Annotated in this window: 14 protein-coding genes and 1 tRNA gene; 8 read left to right on the top strand and 7 right to left on the bottom strand. The window is 65.0% G+C overall.

All coding sequences use genetic code 11. The features are described from left to right. Positions 1–531: a TetR/AcrR family transcriptional regulator gene (locus tag AC1RQP_RS14305; RefSeq protein WP_492937858.1), complete on the bottom strand. Its 531-nt coding sequence runs from the start codon at positions 529–531 to the stop codon at positions 1–3. A gap of 97 nt (positions 532–628) precedes the next feature. On the opposite strand from AC1RQP_RS14305, the gene AC1RQP_RS14310 reads away from it, so the two are divergent. The 3 genes from AC1RQP_RS14310 to AC1RQP_RS14320 all read left to right on the top strand — a co-directional run bounded on the left by AC1RQP_RS14310 (position 629) and on the right by AC1RQP_RS14320 (position 2,185). Continuing rightward, complete coding sequence (locus AC1RQP_RS14310; RefSeq protein ID WP_239628702.1) at positions 629–979, top strand: hypothetical protein; 351 nt, start codon at positions 629–631, stop codon at positions 977–979. Positions 980–1,283: 304 nt separating this feature from the next. After that, complete coding sequence (locus AC1RQP_RS14315) at positions 1,284–1,562, top strand: PepSY domain-containing protein (RefSeq protein ID WP_492937436.1); 279 nt, start codon at positions 1,284–1,286, stop codon at positions 1,560–1,562. Between the two features lie 35 nt (positions 1,563–1,597). Beyond that, positions 1,598–2,185 carry a cytochrome b/b6 domain-containing protein gene (locus tag AC1RQP_RS14320; protein WP_492937438.1) on the top strand — a complete coding sequence of 196 codons (588 nt, stop codon included), beginning with the start codon at positions 1,598–1,600 and terminating at the stop codon, positions 2,183–2,185. Between the two features lie 130 nt (positions 2,186–2,315). On the opposite strand, the gene AC1RQP_RS14325 is transcribed toward AC1RQP_RS14320, so the two are convergent. Both AC1RQP_RS14325 and trxA read right to left on the bottom strand, forming a co-directional pair. Beyond that, positions 2,316–2,993 (bottom strand): LON peptidase substrate-binding domain-containing protein, encoded by a 678-nt coding sequence (locus AC1RQP_RS14325; RefSeq protein WP_239628708.1) that lies wholly within the window; start codon positions 2,991–2,993, stop codon positions 2,316–2,318. A 33-nt stretch (positions 2,994–3,026) separates the two neighbouring features. Next, positions 3,027–3,950, bottom strand: a complete 924-nt coding sequence (gene trxA, locus AC1RQP_RS14330) for a thioredoxin (protein ID WP_131870627.1) — start codon at positions 3,948–3,950, stop codon at positions 3,027–3,029. 272 nt (positions 3,951–4,222) lie between these two features. On the opposite strand from trxA, the gene AC1RQP_RS14335 reads away from it, so the two are divergent. From AC1RQP_RS14335 to AC1RQP_RS14350, 4 genes are all read left to right on the top strand, one after another. Then, positions 4,223–4,297, top strand: a tRNA-Gly gene (locus AC1RQP_RS14335). A 78-nt stretch (positions 4,298–4,375) separates the two neighbouring features. After that, positions 4,376–5,362 (top strand): NAD-dependent epimerase/dehydratase family protein, encoded by a 987-nt coding sequence (locus AC1RQP_RS14340; RefSeq protein ID WP_239628712.1) that lies wholly within the window; start codon positions 4,376–4,378, stop codon positions 5,360–5,362. A gap of 383 nt (positions 5,363–5,745) precedes the next feature. Further along, entirely contained in the window at positions 5,746–7,026 is a 1,281-nt protein-coding gene (locus AC1RQP_RS14345; protein WP_239628714.1) for a PQQ-dependent sugar dehydrogenase, read from the top strand. A gap of 185 nt (positions 7,027–7,211) precedes the next feature. Beyond that, the gene (locus AC1RQP_RS14350; RefSeq protein ID WP_239628715.1) at positions 7,212–7,793 is read left to right on the top strand and encodes a c-type cytochrome; all 582 of its coding nucleotides are present in this window, start codon (positions 7,212–7,214) and stop codon (positions 7,791–7,793) included. Between the two features lie 88 nt (positions 7,794–7,881). Here AC1RQP_RS14350 and panE read toward each other — a convergent pair whose 3' ends face one another. From panE to AC1RQP_RS14370, 4 genes are all read right to left on the bottom strand, one after another. Next, a complete protein-coding gene (gene panE, locus AC1RQP_RS14355) occupies positions 7,882–8,805 on the bottom strand; it encodes a 2-dehydropantoate 2-reductase (protein WP_492937440.1) in 924 nt (307 codons plus the stop codon). A gap of 105 nt (positions 8,806–8,910) precedes the next feature. Continuing rightward, a complete protein-coding gene (locus AC1RQP_RS14360; protein WP_239628719.1) occupies positions 8,911–9,525 on the bottom strand; it encodes a 2-hydroxychromene-2-carboxylate isomerase in 615 nt (204 codons plus the stop codon). 92 nt (positions 9,526–9,617) lie between these two features. After that, positions 9,618–10,967, bottom strand: a complete 1,350-nt coding sequence (locus AC1RQP_RS14365; RefSeq protein ID WP_492937441.1) for an MATE family efflux transporter — start codon at positions 10,965–10,967, stop codon at positions 9,618–9,620. Between the two features lie 86 nt (positions 10,968–11,053). After that, on the bottom strand, positions 11,054–11,635 hold the full coding sequence (locus AC1RQP_RS14370) for a DUF2239 family protein (protein WP_492937442.1): 582 nt from the start codon (positions 11,633–11,635) through the stop codon (positions 11,054–11,056). Positions 11,636–11,799: 164 nt separating this feature from the next. On the opposite strand from AC1RQP_RS14370, the gene AC1RQP_RS14375 reads away from it, so the two are divergent. Continuing rightward, on the top strand, positions 11,800–12,465 hold the full coding sequence (locus AC1RQP_RS14375) for a glutathione S-transferase family protein (RefSeq protein ID WP_492937443.1): 666 nt from the start codon (positions 11,800–11,802) through the stop codon (positions 12,463–12,465). Positions 12,466–12,556: the final 91 nt, after the last annotated feature.

Consider the following 12,556-nt stretch of genomic DNA (forward strand, 5'->3'; position numbering starts at 1 on the left):
CTAAGCCGAGACCATCGCCAGGAGCTCGTCGAGCAGGGCCTGAAGCCGCGCGGCCGGCACCGGCGGGCCTGACAGGGCGAAACCGAGAAATGTCCAGTACAGGATCTGCGCGCGGGCCTGCGCCGTCGCCGGGGTGAGCCCACGCTTGTCCAGCAGCTCTTCGATGTAGTCGAGCCTGCGGCGGTCGATTGCGCGCACCGCCCCTTGCGCCGCCGCATCGAACGCCGCCCAGTTGCGCACCGCGCGCTCGAGGTCGAGCCGCGCGCCAAACGATCTCCGCAGCAGCATCCTGAGCGGCTCGTCGCTGGCGGCCTCGACCTCGGCGATGATTTGCTCGGCCGCGATGTCGCGCCAGCGCTTCAGCACGGCGGCGTGAAACGCGGCCAGGTCGGCGAAATGCCAATAGAAGCTGCCGCGCGAGACGCCCATGGCCTTGGCCAGCGGATCGGCTTTCAGTGCCGTGAAGCCGCTTTTGGCGAGCACCTTCAGGCCCTCTTTGGTCCAGTCGTCGGCGGAAAGCTGTTCGGTCATGCCGGGCTCCAGATGGCGGCCATACACTAATGTATTGACAGCCTCCAGCAAGCAGGTGCATATATCCATACAGTACTGTACGGATGGAGCATGCCCCATGCGCGACCTTCTCCTGCAATGTTCCGGCCTCGCCGCGATCGTGCTGGCGCTCATCCACGGCGTGCTCGGCGAGACCAGGGTCTTCGCCCGCGCCAGCATCGAGCCGGCGCGCCTGCGCACGCTGATCCGACTGGTATGGCAGGCCGGCACGGTGGCGTGGGTCGGCGGCGGCGTGCTGCTGCTGGTTGCGCCCCGGCTGGAGTCGAGCCTTGCCCGGCACTGGATCGTTGCCACGCTCGCAATCGTGTTCGGCGCTGCGGCCCTCGCCAACGCCTTCGCCATGCGCGGCCGCCATTTCGGCTGGGTCGGCATGGGCGCAGTGGTCGCGCTCGCGGTCGCCGGCTACTAAAGCGCGATGCGATGAGGATGAATCGTCATCGCGCTTTAGGCTGTTGTTTTAAGCATGATCTTTTCGAAAAACCGCTGCGCACTTTTCCGGATCATGCTTTCGCGCTGCGCATCCGGCCTGCGAGGGGTAAGGCGGCAGCGGCGGGGCGAATCCGGGTTGTGCACCGGGCGCGCTCACGTTTTCGCTCATGTTAGAACTTATCTAAAGCGAACCAGGCCCGTACCCGATTGACTTCATCACCTCCTTTGCTTCCTTCGGTGCGCCCCGCGGCACTGCGGTGCGCACACGAGAGGAGGAGACGTTCGTGAAGGTCATTCGTGTTGTTGCCATTGCACTGACGCTCGGGATTGGCATGGGATCGGCGGCAATGGCCGACGGCTTCAAGAACTGCACCAAGCTCGACAAGGCGTCGTGGAAGCCGGCCAGCGAAGCCGAAGCCAAGGCCAAGGCGGCGGGCTACGAGGTGCGTCGCTCCAAGGTCGAGGGCTCGTGCTACGAGGTCTACGGCGTCAAGGAAGGCAAGCTCTACGAGTTGTTCTACAGCCCCGAGGATCTCAGCCTGAAGCACACGATCGCCAAGTAGGCTGCGCACCTGAGCCCCGAAGCGAATTGGGTTTGATGAAAGCAGTGCCGGAGGAGCGCGGGGTGTCCGACAGGACGCCCGCGAATCGACACGTCTCGCGGACGGTCGCGGTCTGGGACCTCCCGTTGCGCCTCTGGCACTGGGTTCTCGCGATTTCGGTTGCGATCGCGTGGTTCACGCCGACCGTGCATGACGGCGTTCACCGCATCGTCGGCTATGCGGTCATCGGCCTGCTCGCCTTCCGCCTGCTCTGGGGCTTCATGGGAAGCCGCTATTCGCGCTTCCGGATGCTCGGCGTCAGGCTGCGCGCCGCGCCGAACTATCTGTGGAATCTGCGGCGCGGCATGACCGGCCGCTATATCGGGCTCAATCCCGCCGGCAGCTTGATGCTGGTTGCGCTGCTGGCCTCGCTCGCCGTCTCGACGATCACGGGCGCGATGTCGGTCACCGTCACCTTCTTCGGCGTGTGGTGGGTCGAAGACACCCACCATTATTCATCGGACGCGGTCATCGTTCTGGTCGTGCTGCACGTGTTGGGCGTGCTGGTGATGGGGATTCTCCAGCGCGAGAACCTGGTCCGCGCGATGTTCACCGGGCGCAAGCGCATCCGGCACCATTCATAAAAATTTCGAAGGCCACATTCCCTCCTCGTCATGGCCGGGCTTGTCCCGGCCATCCACGTTCTTCTGTGTGGCAAAGACGTGGATGCCCGGGTCAAGCCCGGGCATGACGGAGCTTGTAGTGCCTACAGTCTCACTGCAGCGGCGGATCGCCGCTGGTGCGCCTCTTGGCGAGATCCATCTCGGTGACTGCGATCAGGATCTCGGCGCGGGTCTTCAGGTCGGGCGCTTCGAGCATCGCCTGCTTCTCCGCCGGGCCGTAGGGCGACATCATCGCCAGCGCGTTGACGAGCGCCTCGTTGGGCGCGCTCTCGACGCCCTCCCAGTCGACCTTGAGATTGTTGGCCTTCAGGAAGTCGGCCAGCACCGTCAGCAGCGCCTCGCGATCGACCTCCTCCTCGCCCATGCGCGCGGTGAAGTCGTCGACGAAAGCGAAGAAGTCCACCTTGCACTGCCGGTAGGCGGTCAGCACTTCGAGCTCCTCGACAACCTTGAAGCGCGCGACGCCGGTGAGTTCGAGGATGTAGCGGCCGTCGCCGGATTCGGCGAGCTGGGTGATCCGGCCGACGCAGCCGACGCGGAACAGCGCCGGCTTGTCGGAATTCTTCGGCGAATGCGCCACGTCAGGCTGGATCATGCCGATCAGGCGATGCCCGTCACGGAAGGAATCGTCGACCATCGCGAGGTAGCGCGGCTCGAAGATGTTGAGCGGCATCTGGCCGCGGGGCAGCAGCAGCGCGCCCGGCAGCGGAAACACCGGAATGATCTCCGGGAGGTCGGCGGGCCCGCGATATTCGATGTTGATCGGCATCTGCCCGGTCCCCCTGGCGTCGCCAGCGCGCCCTTACGAAAACAGGATCGTCGACAAACGCTTGCGTCCCTCGACGGTTGCATCATCCGTGCCGCCCCAGGCCTCGAAGAACTGCACCAGCTGCTTGCGGGCGCCGTCGTCGTTCCACTTGCGGTCGCGCTTGATGATCTCGAGCAGCTGCTCGGTCGCGGCGGCGCGGTTGCCTTGTGCGTTGAGCGCGGTGGCGAGGTCGAATCGGGCCTGATGATCGAGCGGGTTTGCGGCGACTTTCTGTTCCAGCTCGGCGACCGGTCCAAGCGATTTTGCCTGCTCGGCGAGATCGATCGCGGTCTGCACGGCCTTCACGGCCGGGTCGTTGCGCTTGGATTCGGGCACCATGGCCAGCGTCTGCTTGGCCTGCTCCATCGCGCCGGAGACGGCGTAGCACTTCGCGAGGCCCGCAAGTGCCGCGATATTGGTCGAATCATGCTGGAGCGCCTCGGCATAGATCTGCGCCGCCGCCGCCGTGTCGCCCTCGGCGAGCACCGCATCGGCCTCCTGCACGATCTCGGCGACGTTGACCTCGCCCGGCGCGGTGACGCCCTTGGTCAGCCGCTCGATGAAGGCATTGACCTGGCTCTCCGGCACCGCGCCCATGAAGCCGTCCGCCGGCTGGCCGTTGACGAAAGCGATCACGGCCGGGATCGACTGGATGCCCATCTGGCCCGGGATCGCCGGATGCTGGTCGATGTTCATCTTGACCAGCTTGACCTTGCCCTTGGCCGCCTTCACGGCCTTCTCCAGCACGGGGGTGAGCTGCTTGCAGGGGCCGCACCACTCCGCCCAGAAATCGATCAGCACCGGCTGGCGCTTCGATTCCTCGATGACGTCCTTCACGAAGGTCTGGGTGGTGGTGTCCTTGATCAGGTCGGCCGCAGCCGGGCCTGCCGCTCCGTTACCCTGGTCGATGATCGTCACGGGATTCCCTCGTCATGTCTGGAATGACGGCTCTTTAGCACGCCGCCACATCATATGCTTGTGGTCGGCACCTAAATTGGGCCGGGGTGGCCGAATTTCAATCCAGGCGACCCGATTCGCCGGTTCCGGGGCCTTTTCGGGTGGTTCGGTCGCTTTCAGGGCCCAAATGGGGCCCCCGATTGCGAATCTATGCCGCCGGTAGCTGTTGCATTCCCCTCCCGCTTTTGGCATACGACAGCCGTTGCCGGCGCGTCACGCGACCGACACAGGATGCGGGTGTAGCTCAGTGGTAGAGCACGACCTTGCCAAGGTCGGGGTCGAGGGTTCGAGCCCCTTCGCCCGCTCCAATTTCTCCCAGAGCATCCAGCCGAACCGGGTCGGGCCGTGGTTTCCACGCCGCTGACGGCTGTATTTTTGGGACTCACATGACAATTCTGATCACCGGCAGTGCCGGCCACCTCGGCGAAGCCATTCTCCGCACGCTCCGTGGCCACGGGTCATCCGTGCGCGGGATCGATCTGAAGCCCTCGCCCTTCACCGACGCCGTCGGCTCGATCGTCGATCCCGCGTTCGTGCGGGAGCAGATGGACGGCGTCACCGCCGTCATCCACACCGCGACGCTGCACAAGCCGCATGTGGCGACCCACTCCAAGCAGGACTTCGTCGACACCAATGTCACGGGCACGCTCAATCTGCTCGAGGCGGCTGCGGCGGCGGGTGTGAGGAGCTTCGTCTTCACCAGCACCACCAGCGCGTTCGGCTCGCAGCTCCGCCCCGAGGCGGGACAGGCCGCGGTGTGGGTCACCGAGGATCTGCCGTCCATCCCGAAGAACATCTACGGCACCACCAAGCTGATGGCGGAGAGCCTCTGCGAGCTGTTCTTTCGCGAGCGCGGTGTGCCGGTGGTGGTCTTGCGGACCTCGCGCTTCTTCCCCGAGGACGACGACGATCCCTCGGTGCGGTCGGCCTACGCGCTCGAGAACGCGCAGGCCAACGAGCTGCTCTATCGCCGGCTGGATATCGCGGACGCCGTGAGCGCGCATCTGCTCGCCGCCGAACGCGCGCCGAGGATCGGCTTCGCCCGCTACATCGTCTCGGCCACCAGCCCGTTCGAGCAGCGTCATCTCGCCGCGCTCGCGCGCGATGCGGCGGGCATGGTGCGCGAGCTCTATCCGGAATGCGCGCAGCTCTACGCGGCGCGCGGCTGGCGGCTCTTCCCCGCGATCGACCGCGTCTATGTCAACGACCGCGCGCGGCGCGAGCTGGGCTGGCGGCCCGAATTCGACTTCGCGCATGTGCTGCGCAGCCTGCAAGGCGACCGCGATTTTCGCAGCACGCTGGCCCGCGAGATCGGGTCGAAGGGCTATCATGACACGGTGTTCGACGACGGCCCCTACCCCGTCGCCTCGTAAGCGCCGCGATCGCCATTTTGCTCGACGCTTCAGATGTCTGGCCGGCGTCGCCGGGAGCGCGCCGATCTCAGCCGTTCTACTGTGCATGGGGTTGTTTTCGCGTTTTTGCACGAGCACCCCTCGTGCTGCGCGCAGACGATCCGCGCGCCATCTTGATTCCGCGCTGCAGCGAGAGCGTTGTCGTCGCTGCGTTCGCCCCCTCATTGACATTCCGTCTCAATTTTTTCGGAGCGCGAACGCGGTGCAGGCGGCGCGCTTCTCACCGTTCGCAGATGTGCTAACCTTTTTGGGTCTGTCGTTCTGACGGACCCAAGACTTCGTCTCTCGACTGGCAAAACCAAAATAACGCGCAGCCCTGACGGCTGCCTTAGGGGAGTGACGCGATGAAATTCCATCGATCCGTCTTTCAGTCCGTTCTGGCGCTTGCAGCGTTTGCCCTTCTTGCGGGGACCAGCGCCGGCAATGCGCAACAGCAGGACAAGAGCAAGCCGCTGAAGAAATACGAATCCGGCACCAAGGAGTTCTGGACCCATCCGCCGGACGACTGGTTCCTCGGCGACGAGACCGAGGCGCAGAAGGGCCTTGCGCCGCCCTCGGGCCCGCCGACCGGCGCCTCCGACGCCGAGCTCGCCAACGTCGTCAAGAAGATCAAGCTGCCGCCGGGCTTCAAGATCGAGGTCTACGCCTCGGGTGTGCTGGCCGCGCGGCAGATGGCCTGGGGTGACAAGGGCACGCTGTTCGTCGGCTCGTTCGGCCTCGGCAACGTCTATGCCATCAAGGACAACAACGGAAAGAAGGAGGTCAAAACCGTCCTCAAGGGCCTGAACATGCCCACCGGTCTCGCCTTCAGGGACGGCGCGCTCTACGTCATCGCCGTCGACAAGCTGATCCGCTACGACAACGCCGAAGCCAATCTCGACAATCTCGGCCAGGGCAAGGTCGTCTATGACGACATGCCGTCCTATGCCGCGCATGGCTGGAAATACATTGCGGTCGACAAGGAAGGCTGGTTCTTCCTGCCGTTCGGACCGCCCTTCAATATCGGCATCCCGCCGACCAGCGTCTCGCAGATCCGCCGCGTCGATCCCAAGACCGGCAACGCCGAAATCTGGGCGCTCGGCGTTCGCAACTCGGTCGGCGGCGACGTCGATCCGCGCACCGGCAAGCTCTGGTTCACCGAGAATGCCCGCGACTGGATCAGCGACGATCTGCCCAGTGACAAGCTGAACATGATCAACAGGATCGGCGAGCATTTCGGCTATCCCTATTGCCATCAGGGCAATCTGCCTGACGACAAGTTCGCGATGGGCCACAAATGCTCCGAGTTCACACCGCCCGTGCTGAATCTCGGCGCCCATGTCGCTCCTCTCGGCATGAAGTTCTATACCGGCGACCAATTCCCCGCCGAGTACAAGAACAACATCCTGATCGCCGAGCATGGCTCCTGGAATCGCCACAAGTACCAGGGCGCGCGCATCGTGCGCGTGATCGTCGGGCCGGACGGCAAGAATCCCAAGCGGGAGATCTTCGCCTCCGGCTGGCTCGAGGGCGACCAGGGCTATCTCGGACGTCCCAACGACATCATCCTCGCCAAGGACGGGTCGATCCTCGTCGCCGACGATTGGGCCGGCGCGATCTACCGCATCAGCTACAGCAAGAAGTAGCGCGCGCACGACACGAGGCTGCGGCGGCCGGAAGGCGCCGCAGCCTTTTGTTTGACACAGCAAGCACACAGCGGAACGCGTTCGTCATGCCCGGACTTGATCCGGGCATCCATCAAGCGGGAAGCCCTTCAAGAATGGGATGGATTGCCGGGAAGGCCCGGCAATGACAGTCGGAGACATCATTCATGCGAGCAGTTTGGTCGGGAGTTCTGGCAGCCACGCTTCTGATTGCGCCGGCCACGCGTGCCGCCGACGTCGCCGCCGGCAAGGCCAAGGCGCAGGTCTGTGCCGGCTGCCACGGCGAGAACGGCGTCTCGCAGACCGAGAACATCCCCTCGCTCGCCGGCCAGCCCGATCAATTCCTGCAATGGCAGCTGGTGTTCTTCCGCGCCGGCTCGCGCAAGAACGAGCAGATGCAGCCGATCGTCGAGGAGATCACCAACGAGGACATCCGCAATCTCGGCGCCTATTTTTCACAGCTCGCGCCGCCGAAGGGAGCCGAGGACGGAGATCCGGACCTGTCGAGGAAGGGCGCGCAGGTTGCCGCCGGCCGCCGCTGCGCTTCGTGCCACACGGACAGCTATGCCGGCACCAAGGCGGTCGCGCGGCTCGCGGGGCAACGCGAGGAATATCTCGTCAAGGCGCTGCATGACTACAAGGCCGGCCAGCGCGTCGGCGGCGGCGTCGCCGCGATGGCCGATGTCGCCTATCACATGAGCGACGAGGAGATCACGGCCGTTTCGCACTATCTCGCGCATCTGAAATAGCGCGGATCTGTTACCGCAAATTCCGCGTCGTCCCGGATCAGCGCTCACTTCGTTCGCTTGCTCGGGACGACGGCTATGTACGAAGCGCCTACCCCGCGCGCTGCTTCTCATACGCCTTCAGATGCGTGTACGCGATGCGCAGCTTCGGCACCGGCACCTTGGCGGCGTCGGCGCGCGCGATGAGGTCGCCGATGACGTGATCGGCCTCGACCGGCAAGCCAGCCTTGATGTCGCGGAACATCGAGGCGGTCATCGGCGAGCCTTCGGCGGTGAGGTTGCCCTTCACCCGCTCGAAGAACGGCCCGCCCGGCGGATAGCCGGACGCGGCGGCGACCGCGCTGGTCTCGTCCAGCATGCCGAGCAGGAAGTCCCGGCCGCCCGGAGCCGCCAGGATGTCACCGACCGAGGCGCGCATCAGGCTGGTGGATGCCGCGAGCGAGGAGAGGAACACCCACTTCTCCCACATGTCCTGCATGATGTTCTGGCTGGCGGTGGCGCCAGTGATGCCGCTCTTGAAGGCTTCGTCGATCGCTTTCACCCGGTCCGACATCTTGCCGTCGCGCTCGCCGTAATTGATCGACTGCATCGGCTGGAGCTGCACCACCTCGCGCTTCTCGTTCAAGGTCGCGGCGATGGCGCAGAGGCCGCCGAGCACCCGCTCCTTGCCGAACCGGGCATCCAGCGTGTCGAGATGCTTCATGCCGTTGAGCATCGGAATGATCGCGGTGTTCGGACCGACCGCCGCGGCAAACGACTTGATGGCGTCGTCGAGGTCGAACGCCTTGCAGCTCAGGAGCACGACGTCGAACTTGTCCTTGAGCGCGTCCGCCTGCACGGTCGGCGGATTTCTCAAGGTCACGTCGCCATTCGGGCTCTTGATGATGAGGCCGGCGCTCGCGAGCTCGCTGGCGCGCCGTGGCCGGACCAGGAAGGTGACGTCGCGGCCGGCCTGCAACAGCCTGCCACCGAAATAGCCGCCAATGGCGCCGGCGCCGACCACGAGAATACGCATTGCAGAACTCCGTTGAACGAGGCGAATGGCGAGTAGGGAATAGCGAATAGGGTGAGAGGCCGCAAATGACGAGTCACAATTTCACGACTCGCTCTTCGCCTTTCCCTATTCGCCCCCTTCCAGCACCATCTCCTCGACCTCGCGCAGCTGTTCCTTGCCGAAGAACATCTCGTTGCCGACGAAGAAGGTCGGCGAACCGAAGGCGCCGCGGGCGACCGCCTCCTCGGTGTTCTTGATCAGTTTGCCCTTGACCTCGGGTTCCCCAGCGCGGGCGAACAGCCTTTGCGCGTCGAGGCCGGAGGACGCCAGCGCCTTCGCCGCGATTTCAGGATCGTCCATCTTCTTCGGCTCGCGCCACATGTGGTGGAAGGCGGCCTCGACATATTTCTCGAACACGCCCTCGAGCTGCGCCGCGATTGCCGCGCGCATCAGGTTCAGCGTGTTGACGGGGAAATGCGGATTCCAGACATAGGGCTGGACATGGAAGCGCTTGATGAAGCGCTCGGTCTCGACCGCCTGGAATTCGCGCTTGTTCTTGATGCCGGCCAGGGTCTCCGCCGGCGACTTGTTGTTGGTCGACTTGAAGATGCCGCCGAGCAGGATCGGCACATATTCGAACTTGACGCCGATCCGCTGCTCGATCGCCGGAATCGCCAGATGGCTGAGATAGGCGTTGGGGCTGCCGAAGTCGAACAGGAATTGCGGGGCGGTACGGGTCAAAATCATGCTCCCTGACGTCGCTTTTCGTCATTGTGGCGCAGGCCGCGCCACAGGTCCACCGTTTAATGACGGTCATAATACTTAAGGTCCCGTCAGATCAGACGCTGGATCGCCTGCTTGCGCCACACCAGGAGGTAATAGCCCATCTGCAAAATGAACATGGCGCAGAACACGATCGGATAGGCCGCCCAGACGCCCGCAAGGCCGATCGTGCGGCTCAGGATCACCGCGGCCGGCAGTTCGATCGCGACAATCGCGAAGATCGACAGCAGCATCGGTGTGAACGCGACACCGGCCGCACGCATCGCGCCTGAAAACACCGTGGCGAGGCCGAACGGCACCGAGCTCCACAAGGCGATGTACAGCAGCCCTTTCGCAAGATCGAGCACGGCGCCATCGGTGATGAAGATGCCGAGCACCGCGCGCGGCGCGAGATAGATCAGCGCCACCAGCCCGCCGGTCAGCACGATATTGAGCATGAGGCCGGTGCGGACGATGCCGTCGAGCCGCGTCCTGTCGCTGCCGCCGACAGCCTGGGCGCCGAGGATCGAGACCGCGATCGAAATCGACATCGCCGTGAACTGCGTGTAGCCCATCACCTGGTTGACCGCGCCGTAGGCGGCCGTGGCCTCCGACCCGTAGCCGTTGACGAGGCCGAGCAGCACCAGCTCGGCGATCGCCATCGCCACCATGCCGATGACGCTCGGCAGCCCGATGCCGAGGACCTTTCCGAGCACGGCGCCGTTCAGCCGCAGGTGACCCAGCAACACAGCGTCCGGCGCGAGCGCGTGCTTCTTCCGCAGCAGATGGGCCGCGAGCACGATCAGCGTCGTCGCATTGGCGATCGCAGATGCCCATGCCGGACTGGTGATGCCCGCCGCCGGCAATCCGGACGCGCCGCGGATCAGCAATGGCGTCAGGATCAGGCCGGTCGCAGTCGAGAGCGCCAGCGCCAGCAGCGGCGTCAGCGCGTCGCCGACGCCGCGGATCATTGCGGTCATCAGCAGGAAGACGAAGCCGAGCGGCATCGTCAGCAGCATGATTCTCGCATAGGCGCTGGCCTCATCGAGAATGTCGGCGGGCGTGGCGAGCGCCATCATCAATTGACGGCTGAAGAGGCCGCCAATCAGTGCAACCGAAATCGACAGCAGCAGGCCGACTGCGAGTGTCGTGCCCGCGATGATCTTGATCCGGCCGTGCTCGCCCGCGCCGAAGGCCTGGCCGATCAACACGGTGGCGCCGGTGCTCAGCCCCATGACGAAGGCGAACAGGAAGAACATCACCGGGAAGAACACAGAGACCGCGGCGAGCGCATCGACGCCGATCATCTGGCCGAGATAGACATTGCTGACTGTGCCGAACAGCGATTGCAGCGCGTTGCTCAGCATCAAGGGTGCGAGGAAGTGGAGGAATGTGGTCCAGAGCGGTTTTGGAGCGGACATGGATCGGCCTTTCATCAGGGCGTGCGAAGCCGTTGCCGCGCAATGCGCGGCCCGGCCGTCGATGGGGTTGTGAAGAGCGCCGCGCTTTAAGCGCGGTCGCTGTAGGCGAGCTTGACGATGTGGTCGCGGATATCAGCCGGCCAGTCGGCGATCAGTCCGGTGAAGCGCCGCCGGTCATCTGCGAACAGCGCGCGCGAGGCCTCCTCGAACTGCGGCAGATCGCCGGCCATGGTCGACATGAAGTGATAGGCCGCATCGCGCGCCTGGCGCTCGCGGTCCTTGGCGCCGCTGGCGCGCCTCGCCTCGTCGACGAGCTTGCGCAGCGCGACCGAGGCGCCGCCGGCCTGGGCGTTGAGCCACTCCCAGTGCCGCGGCAGCAGCGTCACCTCGCGCGCGACCACGCCGAGCTTGGGCCGGCCGCGGCCGCGCGACTCTGCGGGTGCCTCGGCCGCCTCGGCCGGCGGCGGCGCCAGCTTCTCCAGCCGCGCCAGCACCTCGCGATCCTCGCCGCGCAGGTCGAAGTCGATCGACCGCCCGGTCCCGTCGTCGAAGATGATGATCGGCTGGTCTATCGGCTGCGTTGCCCGCTTGACGGCGAGCGCGACCTCGCCGGCCGGACCGGAGGCCAGCCGGCGCTGGCCGGCGAATGCTGTGTAAGTCCCTTGCATTGGAATCATTGCCATATTGATCGTGTTGGCAGCTTAATACCCGGGTAAATTACTCGCGTCAATATACCCGGGTGAAAATATCCGCGCCGCCGCCTCGACAATGTGTTCCCGGGCTGGCACGAACGCTCGGCCGATCGACCACGCCTAGCCCTGAGGACCCCGCGATGCTGACCGTTCACCACCTCAACAATTCCCGCTCGCAGCGCGTGCTGTGGCTGCTCGAGGAGTTGGGCGTGCCCTACGAGATCGTGCGCTATCAGCGCCAACCGGACATGCACGCGCCGAAGGAGCTGCGCGCCATCCATCCACTCGGCAAGTCGCCGGTCATCACCGACAACGGCAACACCATCGCCGAGTCGGGCGCGATCATCGAATATCTCATCGCGACCTACGGCAACGGCCGGCTGATCCCGCCGCCGAACACGCCGGAGCGGTTGCGCTACACCTATTGGCTGCATTATGCGGAAGGATCCGCGATGCAGCCGCTGCTGCTCAAGCTGCTGTTCACGCTGATGCCCAAGCGCGCGCCGGCGCTGCTGCGCCCGCTGGTGCGCAAGGTCTGCAACCAGGCGCTGACCGCGTTGGTCAATCCGCAGCTCAAGCAGCACATGGACTATTGGGAAGGCGAGCTTGCCAAGAGCGAGTGGTTCGCCGGCAGCGAGTTCACCGCGGCCGACATCCAGATGAGCTTTCCGCTGGAAGCGGCCCAGGCGCGCGGCGGGCTCGAGCAGGGCCATCCCAGGGCGATGGCGTTCCTGGAGCGCATCCACGCGCGGCCGGCCTATGCGCGCGCGCTGGAAAAGGGCGGGCCGTATCAGGTCGGGCGGTAGTTTCTTCACCGTCATTCCGGGGCGCCCGAAGGGCGAACCCGGAATCTCGAGATTGTGACGCGAGATCCCGGGTTCGGCTCTTCGAGCCGCC

Source organism: Bradyrhizobium sp. GW821-FHT13H06, from assembly GCF_058803975.1.